The sequence below is a fragment of the Saccharothrix coeruleofusca genome (genome assembly GCF_017876325.1).
GTDB classification, from domain to species: Bacteria; Actinomycetota; Actinomycetes; order Mycobacteriales; family Pseudonocardiaceae; genus Actinosynnema; species Actinosynnema coeruleofuscum.
In genome coordinates, this window is the sequence record NZ_JAGINV010000001.1 from 4,994,738 (window position 1) to 5,014,419 (window position 19,682).

Annotated in this window: 26 protein-coding genes; 5 read left to right on the forward strand and 21 right to left on the reverse strand. The window is 73.4% G+C overall.

Going from position 1 to position 19,682, the window contains the following annotated elements; translation table 11 throughout:
- Nucleotides 1-179: 179 nt before the first annotated feature.
- The 8 genes from JOF41_RS22265 to JOF41_RS22300 form a co-directional block, all read right to left on the reverse strand.
- Complete coding sequence (locus JOF41_RS22265; protein ID WP_189223081.1) at nucleotides 180-848, reverse strand: response regulator transcription factor; 669 nt, start codon at nucleotides 846-848, stop codon at nucleotides 180-182.
- A gap of 7 nt (nucleotides 849-855) precedes the next feature.
- Nucleotides 856-1,851 carry a prolipoprotein diacylglyceryl transferase gene (lgt, locus tag JOF41_RS22270; RefSeq protein WP_189223080.1) on the reverse strand — a complete coding sequence of 332 codons (996 nt, stop codon included), beginning with the start codon at nucleotides 1,849-1,851 and terminating at the stop codon, nucleotides 856-858.
- 35 nt (nucleotides 1,852-1,886) lie between these two features.
- Nucleotides 1,887-2,393, reverse strand: a complete 507-nt coding sequence (locus tag JOF41_RS22275; protein ID WP_209621735.1) for a Uma2 family endonuclease — start codon at nucleotides 2,391-2,393, stop codon at nucleotides 1,887-1,889.
- 103 nt (nucleotides 2,394-2,496) lie between these two features.
- A complete protein-coding gene (gene trpA, locus JOF41_RS22280; RefSeq protein WP_189223078.1) occupies nucleotides 2,497-3,282 on the reverse strand; it encodes a tryptophan synthase subunit alpha in 786 nt (261 codons plus the stop codon).
- Nucleotides 3,279-4,511 carry a tryptophan synthase subunit beta gene (trpB, locus tag JOF41_RS22285; protein WP_209621737.1) on the reverse strand — a complete coding sequence of 411 codons (1,233 nt, stop codon included), beginning with the start codon at nucleotides 4,509-4,511 and terminating at the stop codon, nucleotides 3,279-3,281. The genes trpA and trpB overlap by 4 nt, the downstream gene beginning before the upstream one ends.
- 10 nt (nucleotides 4,512-4,521) lie before the next feature.
- Complete coding sequence (gene trpC, locus JOF41_RS22290) at nucleotides 4,522-5,331, reverse strand: indole-3-glycerol phosphate synthase TrpC (protein ID WP_189223076.1); 810 nt, start codon at nucleotides 5,329-5,331, stop codon at nucleotides 4,522-4,524.
- Nucleotides 5,332-5,512: 181 nt separating this feature from the next.
- Nucleotides 5,513-6,115: a Trp biosynthesis-associated membrane protein gene (locus tag JOF41_RS22295; RefSeq protein ID WP_307867497.1), complete on the reverse strand. Its 603-nt coding sequence runs from the start codon at nucleotides 6,113-6,115 to the stop codon at nucleotides 5,513-5,515.
- Nucleotides 6,108-7,697 carry an anthranilate synthase component I gene (locus JOF41_RS22300; protein ID WP_189223075.1) on the reverse strand — a complete coding sequence of 530 codons (1,590 nt, stop codon included), beginning with the start codon at nucleotides 7,695-7,697 and terminating at the stop codon, nucleotides 6,108-6,110. Before JOF41_RS22300 ends, JOF41_RS22295 begins: the two co-directional genes overlap by 8 nt.
- Nucleotides 7,698-7,789: 92 nt before the next feature.
- On the opposite strand from JOF41_RS22300, the gene JOF41_RS22305 reads away from it, so the two are divergent.
- Entirely contained in the window at nucleotides 7,790-8,425 is a 636-nt protein-coding gene (locus tag JOF41_RS22305) for a TetR/AcrR family transcriptional regulator (RefSeq protein ID WP_189223074.1), read from the forward strand.
- On the opposite strand, the gene hisI is transcribed toward JOF41_RS22305, so the two are convergent.
- Genes hisI through hisF form a run of 3 tightly spaced genes read right to left on the reverse strand, consistent with a single transcriptional unit; the run spans nucleotide 8,380 to nucleotide 9,874 of the window.
- A complete protein-coding gene (gene hisI / locus JOF41_RS22310) occupies nucleotides 8,380-8,733 on the reverse strand; it encodes a phosphoribosyl-AMP cyclohydrolase (RefSeq protein WP_209621739.1) in 354 nt (117 codons plus the stop codon). The two genes, JOF41_RS22305 and hisI, sit on opposite strands and share 46 nt — an antisense overlap.
- A complete protein-coding gene (locus tag JOF41_RS22315) occupies nucleotides 8,733-9,104 on the reverse strand; it encodes a hypothetical protein (RefSeq protein ID WP_189223072.1) in 372 nt (123 codons plus the stop codon). The genes hisI and JOF41_RS22315 overlap by 1 nt, the downstream gene beginning before the upstream one ends.
- The gene (gene hisF, locus JOF41_RS22320; RefSeq protein WP_209621741.1) at nucleotides 9,101-9,874 is read right to left on the reverse strand and encodes an imidazole glycerol phosphate synthase subunit HisF; all 774 of its coding nucleotides are present in this window, start codon (nucleotides 9,872-9,874) and stop codon (nucleotides 9,101-9,103) included. Before hisF ends, JOF41_RS22315 begins: the two co-directional genes overlap by 4 nt.
- A gap of 257 nt (nucleotides 9,875-10,131) precedes the next feature.
- Here hisF and JOF41_RS22325 point away from each other — a divergent pair, with 257 nt between their 5' ends.
- From JOF41_RS22325 to JOF41_RS22335, 3 genes are all read left to right on the forward strand, one after another.
- On the forward strand, nucleotides 10,132-10,335 hold the full coding sequence (locus tag JOF41_RS22325; RefSeq protein ID WP_189223070.1) for a cold-shock protein: 204 nt from the start codon (nucleotides 10,132-10,134) through the stop codon (nucleotides 10,333-10,335).
- A 71-nt stretch (nucleotides 10,336-10,406) separates the two neighbouring features.
- Nucleotides 10,407-10,781 carry a PPOX class F420-dependent oxidoreductase gene (locus JOF41_RS22330; protein ID WP_209621743.1) on the forward strand — a complete coding sequence of 125 codons (375 nt, stop codon included), beginning with the start codon at nucleotides 10,407-10,409 and terminating at the stop codon, nucleotides 10,779-10,781.
- Nucleotides 10,782-10,813: 32 nt separating this feature from the next.
- A complete protein-coding gene (locus JOF41_RS22335) occupies nucleotides 10,814-11,542 on the forward strand; it encodes a Clp protease N-terminal domain-containing protein (protein WP_189223068.1) in 729 nt (242 codons plus the stop codon).
- On the opposite strand, the gene priA is transcribed toward JOF41_RS22335, so the two are convergent.
- From priA to JOF41_RS22360, 5 genes are all read right to left on the reverse strand, one after another.
- Entirely contained in the window at nucleotides 11,505-12,239 is a 735-nt protein-coding gene (gene priA, locus JOF41_RS22340; RefSeq protein ID WP_189223067.1) for a bifunctional 1-(5-phosphoribosyl)-5-((5-phosphoribosylamino)methylideneamino)imidazole-4-carboxamide isomerase/phosphoribosylanthranilate isomerase PriA, read from the reverse strand. The genes JOF41_RS22335 and priA overlap by 38 nt on opposite strands.
- Before the next feature lie 212 nt (nucleotides 12,240-12,451).
- A complete protein-coding gene (gene hisH / locus JOF41_RS22345; protein WP_189223066.1) occupies nucleotides 12,452-13,084 on the reverse strand; it encodes an imidazole glycerol phosphate synthase subunit HisH in 633 nt (210 codons plus the stop codon).
- A 9-nt stretch (nucleotides 13,085-13,093) separates the two neighbouring features.
- Complete coding sequence (locus JOF41_RS22350; protein ID WP_189223065.1) at nucleotides 13,094-13,570, reverse strand: hypothetical protein; 477 nt, start codon at nucleotides 13,568-13,570, stop codon at nucleotides 13,094-13,096.
- A gap of 130 nt (nucleotides 13,571-13,700) precedes the next feature.
- Nucleotides 13,701-14,576, reverse strand: a complete 876-nt coding sequence (locus JOF41_RS22355) for a transketolase family protein (protein ID WP_209621747.1) — start codon at nucleotides 14,574-14,576, stop codon at nucleotides 13,701-13,703.
- On the reverse strand, nucleotides 14,573-15,262 hold the full coding sequence (locus tag JOF41_RS22360) for a thiamine pyrophosphate-binding protein (RefSeq protein ID WP_189223064.1): 690 nt from the start codon (nucleotides 15,260-15,262) through the stop codon (nucleotides 14,573-14,575). Before JOF41_RS22360 ends, JOF41_RS22355 begins: the two co-directional genes overlap by 4 nt.
- A gap of 72 nt (nucleotides 15,263-15,334) precedes the next feature.
- Between JOF41_RS22360 and soxR the strand changes: the two genes are divergently transcribed.
- The gene (gene soxR / locus JOF41_RS22365) at nucleotides 15,335-15,778 is read left to right on the forward strand and encodes a redox-sensitive transcriptional activator SoxR (RefSeq protein ID WP_244991775.1); all 444 of its coding nucleotides are present in this window, start codon (nucleotides 15,335-15,337) and stop codon (nucleotides 15,776-15,778) included.
- A gap of 6 nt (nucleotides 15,779-15,784) precedes the next feature.
- Here soxR and JOF41_RS22370 read toward each other — a convergent pair whose 3' ends face one another.
- The 5 genes from JOF41_RS22370 to hisD are packed head-to-tail and all read right to left on the reverse strand — an operon-like array spanning nucleotide 15,785 to nucleotide 19,548.
- A complete protein-coding gene (locus JOF41_RS22370; RefSeq protein ID WP_189223062.1) occupies nucleotides 15,785-16,345 on the reverse strand; it encodes a TetR/AcrR family transcriptional regulator in 561 nt (186 codons plus the stop codon).
- 35 nt (nucleotides 16,346-16,380) lie between these two features.
- A complete protein-coding gene (locus tag JOF41_RS22375) occupies nucleotides 16,381-16,536 on the reverse strand; it encodes a CG2302 family histidine operon protein (RefSeq protein ID WP_189223061.1) in 156 nt (51 codons plus the stop codon).
- Nucleotides 16,536-17,135: an imidazoleglycerol-phosphate dehydratase HisB gene (gene hisB, locus JOF41_RS22380; protein WP_209621750.1), complete on the reverse strand. Its 600-nt coding sequence runs from the start codon at nucleotides 17,133-17,135 to the stop codon at nucleotides 16,536-16,538. The genes JOF41_RS22375 and hisB overlap by 1 nt, the downstream gene beginning before the upstream one ends.
- Nucleotides 17,132-18,235, reverse strand: coding sequence for a histidinol-phosphate transaminase (locus JOF41_RS22385; protein ID WP_209621753.1), 1,104 nt, complete (start codon nucleotides 18,233-18,235; stop codon nucleotides 17,132-17,134). Before JOF41_RS22385 ends, hisB begins: the two co-directional genes overlap by 4 nt.
- Nucleotides 18,232-19,548, reverse strand: coding sequence for a histidinol dehydrogenase (gene hisD, locus JOF41_RS22390; RefSeq protein ID WP_189223058.1), 1,317 nt, complete (start codon nucleotides 19,546-19,548; stop codon nucleotides 18,232-18,234). Before hisD ends, JOF41_RS22385 begins: the two co-directional genes overlap by 4 nt.
- Nucleotides 19,549-19,682 lie beyond the last annotated feature (134 nt).

The window sequence follows — 19,682 nt, forward strand, 5'->3', positions numbered from 1 at the left end:
CAACCTCGCCGGGGTGGGGCGTGTTCCCACTGCGCGGACCGGACCCGCGCGGACAGGGGTTCGACGATGATGACACGCGGGAGCGCCCCGGACCGGACGGGTCGAGGTGACCGGTTGCCGGACGTTCCGGCAGGTCGCCCCGTGGCGGGCGTGCCCCACCCCCGGTGAGCCGATCCGCGTCAGGCCCCGGCCGCCACCCGGTAGCCCACGCCGCGGATGGTCTCGATCCGCACCGCGTCGCCGAGCTTGCCGCGCAGCGCGGCGATGTGGGTGTCCAGGGTGCGCGACGGCGCCTCCCAGTGCGCCTGCCACACCTGGTCCACGATCAGGTCACGGCTGACCACCGCGCCCGCCCGCCGCACCAGCAGGGCGAGCAGGTCGAACTCCTTGCGGGTCAGCGCCACCGGGACGCCGTCGACGCGCGCTTCGCGGGTGGCCTCGTCCAGCTCCAGCGGCCCCAGCGACAGGGTCTCCCCCGCGCCGGTGCCCGCGCGGGCGTTGCGGGTGCGCCGCAGCACGGCCTCGATGCGGGCCAGCAGCTCCGCGGTGCCGAACGGCTTGACCACGTAGTCGTCCGCGCCCGCGCGCAGGCCCAGCACCCGCTCCCGCTCCTCGCCCCGCGCGGTCACCGCGATCACCGCGGTGCCCGGCCGGTGGCGCAGCTCGCGCAGCACGTCCAAGCCGTCCTTGTCGGGCAGGCCCAGGTCCAGCAGCACGACGTCGGCGGCCGGGGCGGTCAGCGCGGCAGCGGCCGTGCCGACCCGGTGGACCTCGTAGCCCGCGTGCCGGAGGGCGATGAGCAGACCACGCGCCACCCGGTCGTCATCTTCGACGACGAGGATGCGCACGGCGGGCTCACTCGTCCGGCTTGTCGCCGACCTCGGTGCCGGTCCGCTCGGCCTTCACCTCGGCCGCCGGGACGGTGGTGGTGTCCCGCTCGGCCCCCGCCGACTCCCCTTCCGACTCCGCGTCCGACTCCGACTCCGGCTTCGCGGGCGGCTCGATGACCTCCCGCTCGCCCCGGCGCGCGGCCAGCACGAAGTACACGACCGCGCCGAGGAAGACCACTACCGAGGTGATGACGTTGATCCGCAGCCCGAACACCTGGGTGGCCGGGTCGGTGCGCATCAGCTCGATCCAGAACCGGCCCGCGGTGTACCCGGCGACGTAGAGCGCGAAGACCCGTCCGTGCCCGAGCCGGAACTTCCGGTCGGCCCAGACGATCAGCAGCGCCACGCCCAGGTTCCACAGCAGCTCGTAGAGGAACGTGGGGTGCACGATCGCGATCGGCGTGTGGTCCAGCGCCACGCCCGCCAGGTCGTCCTTGAGGCCGGTGGCCGGGTCGACCCGCTCGTAGATCTCCAGGCCCCACGGCAGCGTGGTGGGACCGCCGTAGAGCTCCTGGTTGAAGTAGTTGCCCAGGCGGCCGATGGCCTGCGCGGTGACGATGCCCGGCGCCAGCGCGTCGGCCATCGCGGGCAGCGGGATGCCGCGGCGGCGGCAGCCGATCCACGCGCCCACGCCACCCAGCGCGATGGCGCCCCAGATGCCGAGGCCGCCGTTCCAGATGGCCAGCGCGTCCAGCGGGTCGCGCCCGGCCCCGAAGTACTTGTCGTAGTCCGTGGCCACGTGGTAGAGCCTGCCGCCGACCAGGCCGAACGGCACCGCGAAGACGGCGATGTCGGTGACCGCCCCCTTCTCGCCGCCGCGCGCCACCCAGCGGCGCTCGCCCCACCAGATCGCCACGATGATGCCCGCGATGATGCACAGCGCGTAGGCCCGCAGCGGGACCGGGCCCAGCTGCCACACGCCCTGGTCCGGACTGGGGATCGTCGCGAGGTAAGTCGTCACCACGGCATCCACCGTAGTGGGTGGGCGGGAGCGGGCTAAGGCGACAGCTCGATTGTTACCGGGAAGGGTCGCGGGAGCTCGATGACACCACCCTCGCCGCGCGCGATCTCGACGTACTCGCCCGCCTCCAGCTCGAACAGCGCCGCCGCGACCTCGGCTTCGGACGGGTCGACGACCAGGTGGTACGGCACCCCGGCCGCGGCGTAGAGCGGGTGCTTGAGGGTGCGGTCGACGACCCGCGTGTCCGGGGACAGCACTTCGCCCGCCAGCACCACGTCCTCCGCGGCGAGCGCGGTGCCGTCCCCGGCGAGGCGGTTGACGGTGAAATCGGGGATGACCAGCCTGCCGGGCGCGAGGTGGACGCCGACCGCGACCAGGGCCTCCCAACCCGGTGGGCAGGCGGCGCGCAGGGCCGCGGCGCAGCGCAGGAGCAGTCGCTGGCGGCCGGTGGTGCCGAGGGCTCTCACGACGAGCGTCCCGTCGACGCACTCGACCCGCTGCGAGCGGTACCTGGTCATGATGTCGTGCACGAGCTGGTTCATGCGGCCAGCTTCGCGATCACCACTGACAGTTCCGGGGGTTCGAGCGGCCCCGCGGCCACCAGTTCACCTGATCGAGTCGACCGGGGGGCGACTCGCGGGTGGGTCAGGCGGGGGTGGGGACGGCGCGGACGCCCTGGGCCAGCTCCTCGGTCAGCGCGGCCACCGAGTCGGTGTCGACGGCCGAGACGAACGCCGAGCCGACGATCACCCCGTCGGCGAACGCGGCCAGCTCGGCCGCCTGCGCCCCGTTGCGCACGCCCAGCCCCACGCCCACCGGCATGTCGGTGTGCTCGCGCACCCGCCGCACCAGCGCGGGGGCCGCGGTGGAGACCACGTCCCGCGCCCCGGTCACGCCCATCACCGAGGTCGCGTAGAGGAACCCGCGCGAGGACCGCGCGGTCAGGTCGATCCGCTCCTCGGTCGAGGACGGCGCGACCAGGAAGATCCGGTCCAGATCGTGCGCCTCGGATGCGGAGATCCACTCCAGCGCCTCGTCCGGCACCAGGTCCGGGGTGATCAGCCCGAGCCCGCCCGCCGCGGCCAGGTCGCGCGCGAACGCGTCCACGCCGTAGCGCAGCACCGGGTTCCAGTACGTCATCACCACGGCCTTGCCGCCCGCCTCGGCCACCGACTCCACCACGCCGAACAGGTCCCGGACCCGGAACCCGCCGCGCAGCGCCCGCTCGGCGGCCCGCTGGATGGTCGGCCCGTCCATCACCGGGTCGGAGAACGGCAGCCCGACCTCCACCACGTCGCAGCCCGCCTCGACCATGGTGCGCAGGACGTCCTTGGAGCCCTCCACGGTGGGGAACCCGGCGGGCAGGTAGCCGATCAGCGCCGCCCGCGACTCCTCGCGGCAGCGCGCGAACACGCCTTCCAGCCTGCTCATGCCCGATCCTCCCGAACGCCGAGCCCGAACCAGTTGATCGCGGTGTCCATGTCCTTGTCGCCGCGACCGGACAGGTTGACCACGATCAGCCCCTCCGGCCCCAGCTCGCGCCCGATCTTGAGCGCGCCCGCGAGCGCGTGCGAGGACTCGATCGCCGGGATGATGCCCTCGGTGCGCGACAGCAGCGCGAACGCCTCCATCGCCTCCGCGTCGGTGGCGGGCCAGTACTCGGCGCGGCCGGTGTCCTTCAGGTGCGAGTGCTCCGGGCCGACGCCGGGGTAGTCCAGGCCCGCCGAGATGGAGTGCGCCTCGGTGACCTGGCCGTCCTCGTCCTGCAGCAGGTAGGACATCGCGCCGTGCAGCGAACCGGGCGTGCCCGCGGTCAGCGTCGCGCCGTGGCGCCCGCTGTCCAGGCCGTCGCCGCCGGGCTCGATGCCCACCAGGCGCACCGACGGGTCGTCGATGAAGCCGTGGAAGATGCCGATGGCGTTGGACCCGCCGCCCACGCACGCGACGACCACGTCCGGCAGCCGCCCGGCCTGCTCCAGGACCTGCTGCCGGGCCTCCACCCCGATGACCCGGTGGAAGTCGCGCACCAGCACCGGGAACGGGTGCGGCCCGGCCGCGGTGCCCAGCAGGTAGTGGGTGTCCTCGACGTTGGCCACCCAGTCCCGCAGCGCCTCGTTGATCGCGTCCTTGAGCGTGCGCGCCCCGGTGGTCACCGGGATGACCTCGGCGCCCAGCAGCCGCATCCGGGCCACGTTGAGCGCCTGCCGCTGGGTGTCGACCTCGCCCATGTAGATGACGCAGTCCAGGCCCATCAGCGCGCACGCGGTGGCCGTGGCCACGCCGTGCTGGCCCGCGCCGGTCTCGGCGATGACCCGCTTCTTGCCCATCCGCTTGGTCAGCAGCGCCTGGCCCAGCACGTTGTTGATCTTGTGCGAGCCGGTGTGGTTGAGGTCCTCGCGCTTGAGGAACACCCGCGCGCCGCCCGCGTGCTCGGCGAACTTCTTCGCCTCGGTGAGCAGCGACGGGCGGCCCGCGTAGTCGCGCAGCAGCCGGGAGAACTCGTCGAGGAAGTCCGGGTCGACGCGCGCCTTCTCGTAGAAGGCGGCCAGCTCGTCCACCGCGGCGATGAGCGCTTCCGGCATGAACCGGCCACCCCACGGCCCGAAGTGACCCCGATCGTCGGGGTCGTGGGGCGTCGGAGCCAACTGGCCGCGCGACATGGCGCTCTCCTTACCGACTCGGCCGGGGGCACGCGGGGTGCGACCCCGCCGTCACCAGCTTGTTCACCGCGACCTTGGGGTCGCCGCTCGTGACCAGGCTCTCGCCGACCAGCACCGCGTCCGCACCCGCCCCCGCGTACGCCATCAGGTCGCCCGGCCCGGACACCCCGGACTCGGCGATCTTGATGGTGTCGAAGGGCAGTCCGGGCGCGATGCGGCCGAACACGTCCTTGTCCACTTCCAGGGTGTGCAGGTTGCGGGCGTTCACCCCGATGACGCTCGCCCCGGCCTCCAGCGCCCGGTCGGCCTCCTCGGCCGTGTGCACCTCGACCAGCGCCGTCATGCCCAGCGACTCGACCCGGTCCAGCAGCGAGACCAGGGCGTTCTGCTCCAGCGCCGCCACGATCAGCAGCACCATGTCCGCGCCGTGCAGGCGCGCCTCGTGCACCTGGTACGGGCTGACGATGAAGTCCTTGCGCAGCAGCGGGACGCTCACCGCCGCGCGCACCGCGTCGAAGTCCGCCAGCGACCCGCCGAAGCGGCGCTGCTCGGTCAGCACGCTGATCACCCGCGCGCCGCCCGCCTCGTAGGCCGCCGCCAGCTCCGCGGGCTCCGGGATGTCCGCCAACTGCCCCTTCGACGGGCTGCGCCGCTTGACCTCGGCGATCACCCCGACCCCCGGCCCGCGCAGGATCGACAGCACGTCCTGCGGCGGGGGCACCTTCGCCGCCCGCTCCCTGAGCGCCTCGAAAGGCAACTGCGCCTCGCGCGCGGCGAGGTCCTCACGAACGCCTTCGATGATCGACTCGAGAACGGTCATCCGAACACCTCGCCCGTGTCCGCGGCCCTTCCTGGTTCGGTCGCAAGCTCCCGCACGTCATGCTCCCCTTCCCGCCACGAGGATGCTAACCCCGCAGGCACCCCGTCCCGGCCACCGGGTGGTGGCGTCCGCGCTGATGATCGGGGCCCTCTCGAGCCGACGTGCGCAAACGTGCGGCACGTCAGTCCCCCTCCGTGGGATCGTCCCCGCGCTCCAGCGCGTTCCACAGCTCCCGGTCGGGATCGGCGGACCGCTTGGCCGCGCCGGGCGTCTGGTAGCCGCCGCCCAGCTTCGGCATGGCCGCGCCGCGGACCACCAGCAGCCCACCCGCGCCGAGCACGAGCAGCGCGCCCAGCAGCGCCACGCCGCGCGCCGCGAGCGCGCCCTCGGCGCCGAGGGTCACCGCGGCGGTGGCCGCGCCCGCGCCCAGCACCACCACGCCCAGCAGCCGCCGGACCCAGCCGCCCAGCGCCACCACGGCGGCGATGGCGGCGGCGCACAGCAGCGCCAGCGGCACCAGCGCGGGCACCGCCTGCCCGCCGGTCAGCGCGGCGGTGGACGACGGCCGCCCGTCCGCGCCGCGCACCCAGGTCATCGCGGAGGCGCCCCACAGCGCGACCGCCCCGAGGAGCAGCAGGCAGACCACGATCCACAGCGGACGCCGCCGCGCGCGCCGGTCGCGCTCGGCAGGCGAGTCCTCAGGCACGTCGGGGGGCACGTCCGGTGGCACCGGAGCGGGCGCGGACTCGGCTTCGGGACGAGCTTCGGGTTCCCGGTCAGACACGGGCCGAGCCCACCCCCGAGTCCACTGCCGAATCCGCTGCCGAATCCGCTGCCGAACGCGCGGCCGGGGCCATGGTCTGCGCGGTCGCGATCGCCGAGAGCACCGCGCCCGCCTTGTTCAGGCACTCGTTGTCCTCGGCCAGCGGGTCCGAGTCGGCCACGATGCCGCCGCCTGCCTGGACGTAGGCCACGCCGTCGCGCACCAGTGCGGTGCGGATGGCGATGGCGGTGTCCGCGTCGCCCGCGAAGTCCAGGTAGCCCACCACACCGCCGTAGAGGCCGCGCCGGGTCGGCTCCAGCTCCTCGATCAGCTCCATCGCGCGCGGTTTGGGCGCGCCGGACAGCGTGCCCGCCGGGAAGCACGCGGCCACCGCGTCGAACGCGGTGCGGCCCTCGGCCAGCTCGCCGCTGACCGTGGACACGATGTGCATCACGTGGCTGTACCGCTCGACCTTGAAGAAGTCGACCACGGTCACCGAGCCCGGCTTGCAGACCCGGCCCAGGTCGTTGCGCCCCAGGTCGACCAGCATCAGGTGCTCGGCGCGCTCCTTGTGGTCGGCCAGCAGGTCCTTCTCCAGCAGGGCGTCTTCCTCGTCGTCCACGCCGCGCCACCGGGTGCCCGCGATCGGGTGCGTGGTGGCCTTGCCGTCCCGCACGGTCACCAGCGACTCGGGGCTGCACCCGACGATGTCGAAGCCGTCCAGCCGCAGCAGGTACATGTACGGGCTGGGGTTGGAGGTGCGCAGCACGCGGTAGATGTCCAGCGGGTCCGCGGCGTTGGGCATCTCGAACCGCTGCGAGAGCACGACCTGGAACGCCTCGCCCGCGCGGATGGCCTCCTTGGCCTTCTCCACCGCCGCGGTGTGCTCCTGCCGCGAGCGGCGGCGGACGAAGCGCGGCTCGGGCCGGGAGAACACGGCCACGGTGGGCGGCGCCGGGTTGTCCAGGTCCGCGGCCATCCGGTCCAGCCTGGCCACCGCGTCGTCGTAGGCGGCGTCCACCCGCTCCGCCGAGTCGTCCCAGTTGATCGCGTTGGCGATCAGCGTGACGGTGCCCTCGTGGTGGTCCAGCGCGGCCAGGTCCACGGCCAGCATCATCACCAGCTCGGGCACGCCCAGGTCGTCCTCGGCCAGCGAGGGCAGCCGCTCCAGCCTGCGCACCGCGTCGTAGCCGATGTAGCCGACCATGCCGCCGGTGAGCGGGGGCAGGCCGGGCAGCGGGTCGGTGCGCAGCACCTCGATGGTCTCGCGCAGCGCCGCCAGCGGGTCGCCGCCCTCGGGCAGGCCCACCGGGTGCGCGCCGGTCCAGTACGCCTCGCCGCCGGTGGCGGTCAGCGAGCCCGCGCACCGCACGCCCACGAACGACCAGCGCGACCAGGAGCGGCCGTTCTCGGCCGACTCCAGCAGGAACGTGCCCGGCCGGTCCGCGGCCAGCTTCCGGTACAGGCCGACCGGCGTCTCCTCGTCCGCGAGCAGCCTGCGCACCACCGGGATCACCCGCCGCTGCGCGGCGAGTTCGCGGAACTCCTCGCGCGTCGGGCTGACCTCGCCCAGCCCCGCACCTGCACCGATCACGCTCACCATGCGGCCATTGTGCCCGGCTGCCCTCGGCGACTCCCAACCGCCGGTTTTCAGCGTCTGTTGGAATTTTTTCGCGTGGTGCTCATCATGGTGGGGTGGAGCACAGCACCGAACGAGCCGCACCCAAGCGCCGAGGACGTCGCGCGGGCGGCGAGGACACCAAGGCGGCACTGCTGGAGGCGGCGCGGGAGGTGTTCGTCGAACGCGGCTACGACGGCGCCACCGTGCGGGTCATCGCCGCGCGCGCGGGCGTGGACGCGGCCATGGTCAACCACTGGTTCGGCGGCAAGGAGGGGCTGTTCGCCAAGGCCGTGCTGCAGTTCCCGGTCGACCCCGGCGAGCTGGTCGAGCGGGTGCTGGACGGGCCGCGCGAGCAGCTCGGCGAGCGGATCGCGCGGATGTTCCTCACGGTGTGGGACACCAGCGGCGGCGGCAGCTTCGCCGCCCTGGTGCGCAGCGTCACCGCCCACGAGCAGGTGGCGCGGGTGCTCCGGGAGCTGTTCCTGCAGGTGGTGCTCAAGCGGGTGGTCGGCACCCTGGACGTGGACCGGCCCGAGCTGCGCGCCGCGCTGTGCGCCAGCCAGATCGTGGGCATGGGCATGGTGCGCTACGTGGTCTCGTTCGAGCCGCTGGTCTCCGCCGAGGTGGAGACCCTGGTGGCCGCGGTGGGCCCCACCCTCCAGCGCTACTTGACCGGGGACATCAGCACGGTGCCGTCGAAGCAGGTGTGATCGCCGGTGTGGCAGGCGGCGCCGGTCTGGTCGACCACCAGCAGCAGCGTGTCGCCGTCGCAGTCCAGCCGCACCTCGTGCACGTACTGGGTGTGCCCGGAGGTCTCGCCCTTGACCCACAGCCGCTGCCTGCTGCGCGAGAAGTAGGTCGCGCGGCGGGTGGTCAGCGTGCGGTGCAGCGCCTCGTCGTCCATCCAGGCCACCATCAGCACCTCGCCGGTGCCGCGCTGCTGCGCCACCGCGCACACCAGCCCGTCGGCGTTGCGCTTGAGCTTGGCGGCGATCGCCGGGTCCAGCGCGTCGCTCATCATCGTCCTCCGAAGTGCTCGCGGGCGGGCTTGGTGTTGAGCAGCACGACCACGAAGACGTGCAGGGCCGACAGCAGCGCGGCCACCACGCGCAGCCACACCGGCCCCTGGCCCAGCACGGTCAGCAGGTGGGCCAGCGCGCCCAGCGCGAACACCGCCAGGCCCGCGGGCCTGGCCTGGCGCACACCGGTGGCCAGGCCCGCGACCACCAGCAGCTCCAGCACCGCCACCAGCGCCGGGAACCGGATCCACGAGCTGTCCGACTCGACCTGCCACTGCACCACGCCGACCAGCAGGAACCCCGTCGCGCACAGCGCCCCGAGCAGGCAGGCCAGGTGGATCTCGGGGGTGTCCTTGGCGCGCGGCCTCAACGGACCTCCACGCCCGCGTCGCGCAGGCACTTCTTGACCTCGCCGATGCGCAGCGTGCCGAAGTGGAACACGCTGGCGGCCAGCACCGCGTCCGCGCCCTCGGCCACCGCGGGCGGGAAGTGCTCCACCGCGCCCGCGCCGCCGCTGGCGATCAGCGGCACGTTCACCACCGCGCGGACCCGGCGGATCAGCTCCAGGTCGAACCCGACCTTGGTGCCGTCGGCGTCCATCGAGTTGAGCAGGATCTCGCCGACGCCCAGCTCCTGGCCCCTGGCGGCCCACTCGACCGCGTCGATGCCGGTGCCCCTGCGCCCGCCGTGCGTGGTCACCTCGAAGCCGCTGGCCGTGGGCCGCTCGCCCGCCGGAACCCGGCGGGCGTCCACCGACAGCACGATGCACTGCGCGCCGAACCGCCGGGACAGCTCGCCCAGCAGCTCCGGACGGGCGATCGCGGCGGTGTTGACGCTGACCTTGTCCGCGCCCGAGCGCAGCAGCTTGTCCACGTCCTCCGCGGTGCGCACGCCGCCGCCCACGGTCAGCGGGATGAACACCTGCTCGGCGGTGCGGCGGACCACGTCGAAGGTCGTCTCGCGGTCGCTGGAGGAAGCGGTGACGTCCAGGAAGGTCAGCTCGTCGGCGCCCTCGGCGTCGTAGAGCTTGGCCAGCTCCACCGGGTCGCCCGCGTCCACCAGGTTGGTGAAGTTGACCCCCTTGACCACCCGGCCCCGGTCCACGTCCAGGCAGGGGATCACGCGCACCGCTACTGACATGCGGCCAAGCCTACGGAACCGCTGGCAGAAGCCCTCCGGCAGGCGGTTCTCGGCGACCTCCGACCGGTCCGTTTGGCGATCGCGGCCGGATGTGGTTAGCTAGTCGTGGTCGTTAGGTTTTGTGTTCGTGTCATCCACGCTCGCGAAACGTGTTTCGAGCGTGTGGTTTCTCCTCCAGGTTCGCCGGTGGAGTCCCCGACTTGGGCCGGCCGCAGTGGGCGCACCCGCTCCCACCAGAACCCGTTAGAGGAGAAAAAATGGCTCAGGGCACCGTGAAGTGGTTCAACTCGGAGAAGGGCTTCGGCTTCATCTCCCCCGAGGGTGGCGGCGCGGACGTGTTCGTGCACTACTCGGAGATCCAGAGCGGCGGCTACCGCAGCCTGGAGGAGAACCAGCGCGTGAGCTTCGACATCGGCCAGGGCCAGAAGGGCCCGCAGGCCACCAACGTGTCGGTCATCTGACACGTCCTCGTCGTCGAAGGGCCCCGCTCCCCGGAGCGGGGCCCTTCGCCTTTTCCGGCTAGCGTTCCGGCATGAGCTTGGGAGAGGGCAAGTACCTGCTGCTGACCACGTTCCGCAAGAACGGCGACGCCGTGCCCACCCCGGTGTGGGTGGTCGCCGAGGGCGGAACCCTCTACGCCTGGTCGGCCACCGGGGCGGGCAAGGTCAAGCGCATCCGGCGCAGCGGCGAGGTGCTGGTCGGGCCGTGCGACCTCCGGGGCAACCCGACCGGGGAGCAGGTGCCCGCGCGGGCGCGACTGCTCGACGAGGCCGGCAGCGACCGGGTGCGCGGGCTGATCGCCAGCAAGTACGGCGTCGTGGGCCGGGTGACGCTGCTGGGCAGCAGGCTGCGCCGCGGCAGGAACGGGTCGATCGGCATCGAGATCGTGCCGTCAACCCAGGGTTGACTCGCCGTCATTCGTCAACCTAGGGTTGACGAATGGTCACCGCGCCGGTCCAGCTCACCGACCTCATCGTCACCGTCGCCGTCGAGCGGCCCGACGTGCTGGGCAGGCTGAGCGCGGCGGTGGAGCTGAGCGCGCAGCTCGGCGAGCTCGGCGACCACCTGATCGGCCACTTCGTCGACGAAGCCCGCCGCGCCGGGGCGTCGTGGACCGACATCGGCGAGAGCATCGGCGTGACCAAGCAGGCCGCGCAGAAGCGGTTCGTCCCCCGCGAGTCACCCGATCTGGGGAAACCTTCGCTGGACCGCTACACCGAACGCGCGCGCCGCGTCGTCGTCCTGGCCCGCCACCACGCGCGATTCAGCGAGCGCATCGGCACCGAGCACCTGCTGCTCGGCGTGCTCGACGAGTCCGGCGGCCTGGGTGCCAGGACGATCGCCGCGCTGGAAGCCGCCGAGGGCACCACCCGGCTGGCGCTGCTGCACGAGCTGGACACCACCAGCAAGCAGCGCCCCGACCCCCAGCCGTTCAGCGCGCACTGCAAGAAGGCGCTGGAACTGGCCGTGCGCGAGGCGCTGCGGCTGGGTCACCGGTTCGTCGGCACCGAGCACGTCCTGCTGGGCCTGCTGGCCGAGAGCGAGGGCACCGCGGCTCGGGTGCTGGCCGCCACCGGCGTCACCCACCCGGCCGCCGAGGCCCACGTCGTGGCCGAGATCTCCGCGGCGATCAGCCGCGCACCGCGGCCAGCGCTTCCGGGAGCGTGAAAGCGCCCGCGTACAGGGCCTTGCCCACGATCGCGCCCTCCACGCCGTCACGCGCCAGCGCGGCCAGCGCCACCAGGTCGGCCACGCTCGACACCCCGCCGGAGGCGATCACCGGCGCGTCGGTGCGGGCGCACACCTCGCGCAGCAGCTCCACGTTCGGACCCCGCAGCGTGCCGTCCTTGCTCACGTCGGTGACCACGTAGCGGGCGCAGCCGTCGCGGTCCAACCGCTCCAGCACCTCCCACAGGTCGCCGCCGTCCTGCGTCCAGCCGCGCGCGGCCAGCCGGTGGCCCTGCTCGGTGATCCGCACGTCCAGCCCGACCGCGATCTTGTCGCCGTGCTCGGCCACCACCTTCGCGCACCACGCCGGGTCCTCCAGCGCTGCGGTGCCGAGGTTGACCCGCGCGCAGCCGGTGGCCAGCGCGGCGGCCAGCGACTCGTCGTCGCGGATGCCGCCGGACAGCTCGACCTGGACGTCCAGCCGCCCGACCACCTCGGCCAGCAGCTCGCGGTTGCTGCCGCGACCGAAAGCGGCGTCCAGGTCCACCAGGTGGACCCAGTCGGCGCCGTCGCGCTGCCAGGCCAGCGCCGCGTCCAGCGGGGCGCCGTAGGAGGTCTCGGTACCGGCCTCGCCCTGCACGAGCCGGACGGCCTTGCCATCGGCCACGTCAACGGCCGGGAGCAGCGTGAAAGTCACGCCTTCAGCCTAGTGGACGGGGCCGGGAAGACCGGTAACCACCACCCGACGCGGCCCCCACAATGCGTCGGCAAGTACTACCCGACGGGGTCGACAGGGCCGGTAACTACTACCCGAGGTGGCCGAACACGGGGTCGGGGTGCGCGCACGCTCGGTTCGTGGTGTCCGAACGCGCGACTCGCGGGGCGACCGGCCCATGGGCGGGTGGCGGGTCAGAAGCTCTTGAGCCAGTTCTCCAGCAGGTGGGCACCGGCGTCGCCGGACTTCTCCGGGTGGAACTGGGTGGCCCACAGGGGACCGTTCTCCACCGCCGCGACGAACCGGTCGCCCGCGTGCTCGGACCAGGTGACCAGCGGGGGCCGGATGTGCGAGGACTCCTCCAGCTCCCACCGGCGCACCCCGTAGGAGTGCACGAAGTAGAACCGGGTGTCGGCGGGCAGGCCCGCGAACAGCCTCGACCCCTCGGGCACCTGGACGGTGTTCCAGCCCATGTGCGGCACGATCGGCGCGTCCAGCCGCTCGACCGTGCCCGGCCACTCGCCGCAGCCCTCGGTGAGCACGCCGTGCTCGATGCCGCGCTCGAACAGGATCTGCATCCCGACGCAGATGCCCAGCACCGGCCGCCCGCCCGCCAGGCGCTCGCCGATGACCCGGCCGCCCTTGACCTCGTTCAGGCCCGCCATGCAGGCCGCGTAGGCGCCCACGCCGGGCACCAGCAGGCCGTCCGCCTCCAGCGCCGCACGGTGGTCGGCGGTCACCTCCACGTCCGCGCCGACCCGCTGGAGCGCGCGTTCGGCGGAGCGGAGGTTGCCTGATCCGTAGTCCAGTACGACGACTCGTGCCACCCCACCAGGTTAGGCCAACGGAGCCCCGCCCTGCGTCACCGGGACGACGGGCAGCACGGTGTTGATCGGGTGAGCGGTGCCCCTGGGCAGCGCGCCGACCCAGGTGTCCGCCCGGCCCTCGTCCACCAGGTCCTTCACCTCGCACGCGTCGCGGGGCAGCTCGTGGGGGCGTTCGACGGGCTTGAGCCGCCACCAGGTGGTCAGCGGGGCCAGCCGCCGGGCCGGGCCGCGGCGGCCTGCGCGCTCGCCGTCGGTCCACAGCTCGGCGGCGTGGTTCCAGCGCAGCACGACGGCCGCGTCGCCGACCTGCCTGCACTGCTCGGCCAGGCGGGTGGCGGCGGAGAACGCGATGCCGCGGCGCGGCAGCAGGACGGTGCCCGAGGTCACCGGGACCAGGGCGGCGGGACCCGCCTGGGCCCGGTGCAGGGCCAGCTGCAACTCCGCGGTGGGCGCTGAGGTCCAGATCAGGGTTCTGGGCACGGTCACGGGCGCATCATGCCCTGGGACACCGGGGGGCCGCCGGACCGGGGGCGGGCCAGGCACCGGACGGGGGGACGCCTGTGAGGTTCGCCTCGCGCGCTCGCGGGGCGAACGCGCGAGGCGGGTGAGGGCGGCGTCAGAGCCGGAAGTGCCCGCGGGCGGCGGTGGCGATGCCGACGACGTCGAGCTCGTGCGCGGAGTCGTGGTCCTCCGCGGTGCCGTAGGCGCGCAGCTCGGCCTCGCGCCGCACGCCCAGGGCGCGCAGCCGGTGCGGGAGGTCGACCAGCGCCTCGGCGACCAGGTGGCTGGAGGTGCCCTCCAGGTACGGCTCGACCAGCAGCACGTCACCGGTGTCGCCCAGGCCCGCCCGCAGGCCGCGCGCGTCGAACGGGCGGATCGTGGTCGCGTACAGCACCCGCAGGTCCATCCCGGCGGTCGCCTCCAGCACCGCGGTCAGCACCGGGCCGACCGCCAGCACGACGCCGCGCCTGCCGGACCGCACCTCGGTGAACCCCTCGACCACCGGGTGCGGTCCGGCGTTCTCGCGCAGCGAGAGCCGGATGTAGGTCCGGTCCCGCCTGGCCAGCGCCGCGCGCACGATCGGCCCGACCTCGTCGCGGTGCCCCGGCACGTGGACCACCCATCCGGGCAGGGTGTCCAGCAGCGCCACGTCGCCGGGCGCCTGGTGCGTCCTGCCCAGCGCCGGGTCGTCGTAGGAGGCGCCGACGCTGACCAGCACGCCGCCCACGTCCTGGTGGCCGAAGTCGAGCTTGATCTGCTCGAACGGCCGCTCCACCAGGAACGGCGCGTAGGTGTGCAGCACCGGTCGCAGACCGCTCAGCGCCAGGCCGCTGCCCACGCCGACCATCGCCTGCTCCCGGATGCCCACGTTGATCACGCGGTCGGACGGGGCGAAGGCGTCCCTGGAGATCTCCGCCAGCACCACCGCGACCCGCGGGTCCGTCCGCATCACGTCCTGCACGGTGTCCGCGAACACCTGCCGCATCGTCATCGGTCCACCACCTTCGCCACCACCGCCATCGGCTTGCCGGGATGCGGCGTCGTGAACGCCTCGTACAGCGCCGCTTGATCCCGTCCGTCCACTGTGGACGTCTGCCAGCCCTCGACGGCGAAGCGGGACGCCACGCCGCCGGGCCAGCCGTGCGTGCCGGACTCGTTGTCCACCACCACGACCGTGAAGTTGTCCAGCCCGAACCTGCCCGCCAGCGCGATGGCCTCGTGGTTGCTGCCCTCGTCCAGCTCCGCGTCGCCCACCAGCACCACCACGCGGGGCTTGTGGCGCCCCTGCAGGCGCAACCCCATCGCCACGCCGACACCGATCGGCATCCCGTGCCCCAGCGAGCCGCTGCCGATCTCGACACCGGGCACCAGCACCCGGTCCGGGTGCCACCCCAGGGGCGAGTCCCAGCCCGTCCAGCCGTCCAAAGTGGACGGCGGGAAGAACCCCTTCGCCGCCAGCACCGCGTAGTAGGCCATCGGCCCGTGCCCCTTGGACAGCAGGAACCGGTCCCGGTCCGGGTCGCTCACCCGGTCCGGCGACACGTCCAGCACCCGGTCGTAGAGCACCCACAGCACCTGCAGGGTCGACGCGGCCGCCCACTCGTGCTTCTCGTCCCCGGCCATCCGCCGGAACAGCGCGGGGAGGTCCGCGTACCCCAGTTCGCTCTTCACCGCCATGGCACCACGAAACAACCTCGACTTAACTGGAGGTCAAGCGCTAGGCTCGGCCGGGTGAGCAAGCTGCCGGAGATGTTGACCATCGGACAGGTCGCCGAGCGCAGCGGGGTGCCGCACACCGCCCTGCGGTTCTACGAGGAGCGCGGGCTCATCGCCTCCGAGCGGACCGCGGGCAACCAGCGCCGCTACCCCCGGCACGTGCTGCGCAGGCTGGCGTTCATCCGCACCGCGCAGCGGGTCGGCCTGAGCCTGGAGGACGTGCACGCCGCGCTGGCCACCCTGCCGGACAACCGCACGCCCACCAAGGCGGACTGGAGCAGGCTCTCGCAGAGCTGGCAGGCCGAGCTGGACGCGCGCATCGACGCGCTGCACAGGTTGCGGGACCGGCTCACCTCCTGCATCGGCTGCGGCTGCCTGTCGCTGCGCAGCTGCCTGCTGCACAACCTCGACGACCAGCAGGCCGCCGACGGGCCCGGCGCGCCCAAGCTCAAACCCGCCGTCGAAGGGGGGACGTGAAGCCCCTCAGCCCAGGACCCGGTGCGCCAGCCAGGTGAGGGCGCCCGCCACCTCCTCCGCCGCCAGGCCGCGCACCTTGCGCTGGTACTCGTAGACCTCCGGGGCCAGCGGCGCGATCAGCGGGTCCACCACCGCCGAGGGCGCGGCCACCCCCGAAGCCTCCAGCAGCACCTCCACGTGCCTGCGCCAGAAGGCGTAACCGCCCGCGCGGAACCGGGTCCGCCCGGTCTCCGCGCCCAGCACCAGGTGCAGGTGCCGCTCCAGCAGCTCCACCATCGCCCGGTAGAACGCCGCCAGCCGGTCCGGCGGCGGGGCGCCGGGCCCCAGCGGCGGGGCGCCGCGCAGGATGCGCTCCTTCAGCTCGCCCTCGTGGGTGTCCAGCAACGCCTGCGCCACGGAGGTGGTGTCGGGGTAGCGGCGGTAGAGCGTGGCCCGGCCCACGCCCGCCTCCCGCGCGATGTCCTCCATGGTGACCGCCAGCGCATTGCCCCTGGCGAACAACACCTCCGCGGCGGCGAGCACCTTCGCCCGGTTGCGCGCCGCGTCCGCGCGTTCACGGGTCGTCATGCCCCAACGATACGCAGGGGTCTACTGCGCTGGGACTACTGCAACCAGGCGATCGCGCCGCCGATGGCCAGCAGGGTCAGCACGCCGAGGACGACCGAGAGCCCCCTGGCCGTCCTCCACGTGCTGTAGACCCCGCCGATCAGGAAGCCCGCGAGCGCGAGCAGCCCGATGACCACGTACTCCTTGGGCATCAGAGGACGCCCTTGGTCGACGGGACGCCGCCGACCCTCGGGTCCGGCTCCACCGCCGCGCGCAGCGCTCGCCCGATCGCCTTGTACTGGGCCTCGGCGATGTGGTGCGGGTCGCGGCCGTACTCCACCCGCACGTGCAGCGCGATGGCGGCGTGGAAGGCCAGCGAGTCGAACACGTGCCGGTTGAGCACGAACGGGTAGTTGCCGCCGATGGTGAAGGTGTTGAACTCGGCGGGCTCGCCCACGTGCACGCAGTACGGCCTGCCGGACACGTCGACCGCCGCGTGCGCCAGCGTCTCGTCCATGGGGATCCAGCAGTCGCCGAACCGGCGGATGCCCGCCTTGTCGCCCAGCGCCTGCCGCAGCGCCTGGCCGAGCACGATGGCCACGTCCTCCACGGTGTGGTGGGCGTCGATGTCGACGTCGCCGGTCGCGCGCACCACCAGGTCCAGCGAGCCGTGCACGCCGAACGCGGTGAGCATGTGGTTGTAGAACGGCACCCCCGTGTCGATCTCGACCTTGCCCGTGCCGTCGAGGTCCACCTCGACCAGCACCGAGGACTCCTTGGTGGTCCGCTCCACCCTGCCGACCCGGCTCACCGGCCTACCTCCTTGCTCGCCGCGAGGAACGCGTCGTTCTCCTCCGGCGTCCCGATGGTCACCCGCAGGTGCCCGGTGATGCCGACGTCCCGGATCAGCACCCCGCGCTCCAGGTACGAACGCCACGCCGCGCGCGCGTCCTCGAACCAGCCGAACAGCACGAAGTTCGCGTCGCTGGGCACCACGTCGAAGCCGAGGCCCGCCAACTCCGCCATCACCCGGTCGCGCTCGGCGGCCAGCTTCGCCACCGAGGCCAGCGTCTCGTCGGCGTGCCGCAGCGCGGCCCGCGCGGCGGCCTGGGTGAGCACCGACAGGTGGTAGGGCAGCCGGACCAGCAGCAGCGCGTCCACCACGGCGGGCGCCGCGGCCAGGTAGCCCAGCCTGCCGCCCGCGAAGGCGAACGCCTTGCTCATGGTGCGGCTGACGATCAGCTTCTCCGGGTAGTCGCCGATCAGCCCGACCGCGCTGGGGCGGGAGGAGAACTCGGCGTACGCCTCGTCCACCACCACCACGCCGGGCGCGGCCTCGATCAGCGGGCGCAGGTCCTCGGTCGGCACGCTCTGCCCGGTGGGGTTGTTCGGGCTGGTCACGAACACCACGTCGGGCCGCCGCTGGGCGACCACCGCCGCCGCGCGCCCGGTGTCCAGCGAGAAGTCCGCGCGCCGGGGCGCGGGCGCCCACTCGGTGCGGGTGCCCGCCGCGATGATCGGGTGCATGGAGTACGACGGCTCGAAGCCCAGCGCCGTGCGGCCCGGACCGCCGAACGCCTGGAGCACCTGCTGGAGGATCTCGTTGGACCCGTTGGCGGCCCACAGGTTCCGCCCGGTCAGCGGCACCTCGGTGGCGTCGGCCAGGTAGGCGGCCAGGTCCTCGCGCAGCGCCACCGCGTCGCGGTCGGGGTAGCGGTGCAACTGCTCCGCCGCCAGCGCCACCTCGCGCGCCACCTCGGCGACCAGCGCGGGGGTGGGCGGGTACGGGTTCTCGTTGGTGTTGAGCCGGACCGGCACGTCCAGCTGCGGGGCACCGTAGGGGGTGCGCCCGCGCAGGTCCTCGCGCAGCGGGAGGTCGGCCAGCTCCACCCGGTCGCCCAGCGGCCTCACCGGCGGAACCTCGCCGTCACGGCCTGGCCGTGCGCGGGCAGGTCCTCGGCGTTGGCCAGCGCCACCACCTGGTCCGCCACCTCGCGCAGGGCGTCCTCGCTGTAGTCCACCACGTGGATGCCGCGCAGGAACGTCTGCACCGACAGGCCCGAGGAGTGCCGCGCGCAGCCGCCGGTGGGCAGCACGTGGTTGGAGCCCGCGCAGTAGTCGCCCAGCGACACCGGCGAGTGCGCGCCGACGAAGACCGCGCCCGCGGCCCGGACCCGCGCCGCGACCTCGCGGGCGCGCTCGGTCTGGATCTCCAGGTGCTCGGCCGCGTACGCGTCGACCACCCGCAGACCTTCGTCCACAGTGGACACCAGGACGGCGCCGGACTGCTTGCCGCCCAACGCGGTGCGGATGCGCTCGGTGTGCTTGGTCGCGCCCACCTGGCGCTCCAGCTCGGCGTCCACCGCGTCGGCCAGCTCCTCGGAGGTGGTGACCAGGACGCTGGCCGCCAGCGTGTCGTGCTCGGCCTGGCTGATCAGGTCGGCGGCCACGTGCACCGGGTCGGCGGTGTGGTCGGCCAGCACCGCGATCTCGGTCGGCCCGGCCTCCGAGTCGATGCCGATCAGCCCGCGCAGCAGCCGCTTGGCCGCGGTCAGGTAGATGTTGCCCGGCCCGGTCACCATGTCGACCGGGACCAGCTCCGAGCCGTCGGTGTCCACCGCGCCGTAGGCCAGCAGCGCGACCGCCTGCGCGCCGCCGACCGCCCACACCTCGGTGACGCCCAGCAGCGCCGCGGCGGCCAGGATCGTCGGGTGCGGCAGTCCGCCGAACTCCGCCTGCGGCGGCGAGCACACCACCAGCGACTCGACCCCGGCGGTCTGCGCCGGGACCACGTTCATCACCACGCTGGACGGGTAGACCGCCAGCCCGCCCGGCGCGTACAGGCCGACCCGCGCCACCGGCACCCACCGCTCGGTCACCGTGCCGCCCGGCACGACCTGGGTGGTGACGTCGGAGCGCCGCTGGTCGGCGTGCACCCTGCGGGCGCGGGCGATGGACTCCTCCAGCGCCGCGCGGACCGCCGGGTCCAGCTCGGCCAGCGCCCGGTCCAGCTCGGCCGCGGGCACGCGGACCCGCTCCGGGCGCACGCCGTCGAACCGCTCGGTGGCCTCGAACGCGGCCGCCACGCCGCGCTCCCGCACGGCTTCCACGATCGGGCGCACGTGATGCAGCACCGCGTCCACGTCGACTTCGGCGCGCGGCAGCACGGCGCGCAGTTCGGCCGGTGACGGGACTCGACCTCGCAGGTCGACGCGGTTGAGCATGGCTCAAGGATAGGTCGTCGGCAATTCCGTCAACTGTCAGCCCACCCCGCGATCCGGGAAGCCGACCAAAGGGGCTACCCCGATCGGTGATCGTCGGGCCACGCTGCGTAGGCAACGCTCCGTCGCAAACCCTG

Excerpts from the sequence above, each read along its gene's own strand:
- JOF41_RS22275 (WP_209621735.1), bottom strand. The coding sequence starts at position 2,393 with ATGAACCAGCTCGTGCACGACATCATGACCAGGTACCGCTCGCAGCGG.
- JOF41_RS22355 (WP_209621747.1), bottom strand. The coding sequence starts at position 14,576 with ATGACGATGCGGCAGGTGTTCGCGGACACCGTGCAGGACGTGATGCGG.
- soxR (WP_244991775.1), top strand. The coding sequence starts at position 15,335 with ATGTTGACCATCGGACAGGTCGCCGAGCGCAGCGGGGTGCCGCACACC.
- JOF41_RS22360 (WP_189223064.1), bottom strand. The coding sequence starts at position 15,262 with ATGGCGGTGAAGAGCGAACTGGGGTACGCGGACCTCCCCGCGCTGTTC.
- trpC (WP_189223076.1), bottom strand. The coding sequence starts at position 5,331 with ATGACCGTTCTCGAGTCGATCATCGAAGGCGTTCGTGAGGACCTCGCC.
- hisD (WP_189223058.1), bottom strand. The coding sequence starts at position 19,548 with ATGCTCAACCGCGTCGACCTGCGAGGTCGAGTCCCGTCACCGGCCGAA.
- JOF41_RS22335 (WP_189223068.1), top strand. The coding sequence starts at position 10,814 with ATGGTCACCGCGCCGGTCCAGCTCACCGACCTCATCGTCACCGTCGCC.
- trpA (WP_189223078.1), bottom strand. The coding sequence starts at position 3,282 with ATGAGCAGGCTGGAAGGCGTGTTCGCGCGCTGCCGCGAGGAGTCGCGG.
- hisI (WP_209621739.1), bottom strand. The coding sequence starts at position 8,733 with ATGAGCGACGCGCTGGACCCGGCGATCGCCGCCAAGCTCAAGCGCAAC.
- JOF41_RS22375 (WP_189223061.1), bottom strand. The coding sequence starts at position 16,536 with ATGCCCAAGGAGTACGTGGTCATCGGGCTGCTCGCGCTCGCGGGCTTC.
- hisF (WP_209621741.1), bottom strand. The coding sequence starts at position 9,874 with ATGTCAGTAGCGGTGCGCGTGATCCCCTGCCTGGACGTGGACCGGGGC.
- JOF41_RS22300 (WP_189223075.1), bottom strand. The coding sequence starts at position 7,697 with ATGGTGAGCGTGATCGGTGCAGGTGCGGGGCTGGGCGAGGTCAGCCCG.
- JOF41_RS22330 (WP_209621743.1), top strand. The coding sequence starts at position 10,407 with ATGAGCTTGGGAGAGGGCAAGTACCTGCTGCTGACCACGTTCCGCAAG.
- JOF41_RS22325 (WP_189223070.1), top strand. The coding sequence starts at position 10,132 with ATGGCTCAGGGCACCGTGAAGTGGTTCAACTCGGAGAAGGGCTTCGGC.
- JOF41_RS22370 (WP_189223062.1), bottom strand. The coding sequence starts at position 16,345 with ATGACGACCCGTGAACGCGCGGACGCGGCGCGCAACCGGGCGAAGGTG.
- trpB (WP_209621737.1), bottom strand. The coding sequence starts at position 4,511 with ATGTCGCGCGGCCAGTTGGCTCCGACGCCCCACGACCCCGACGATCGG.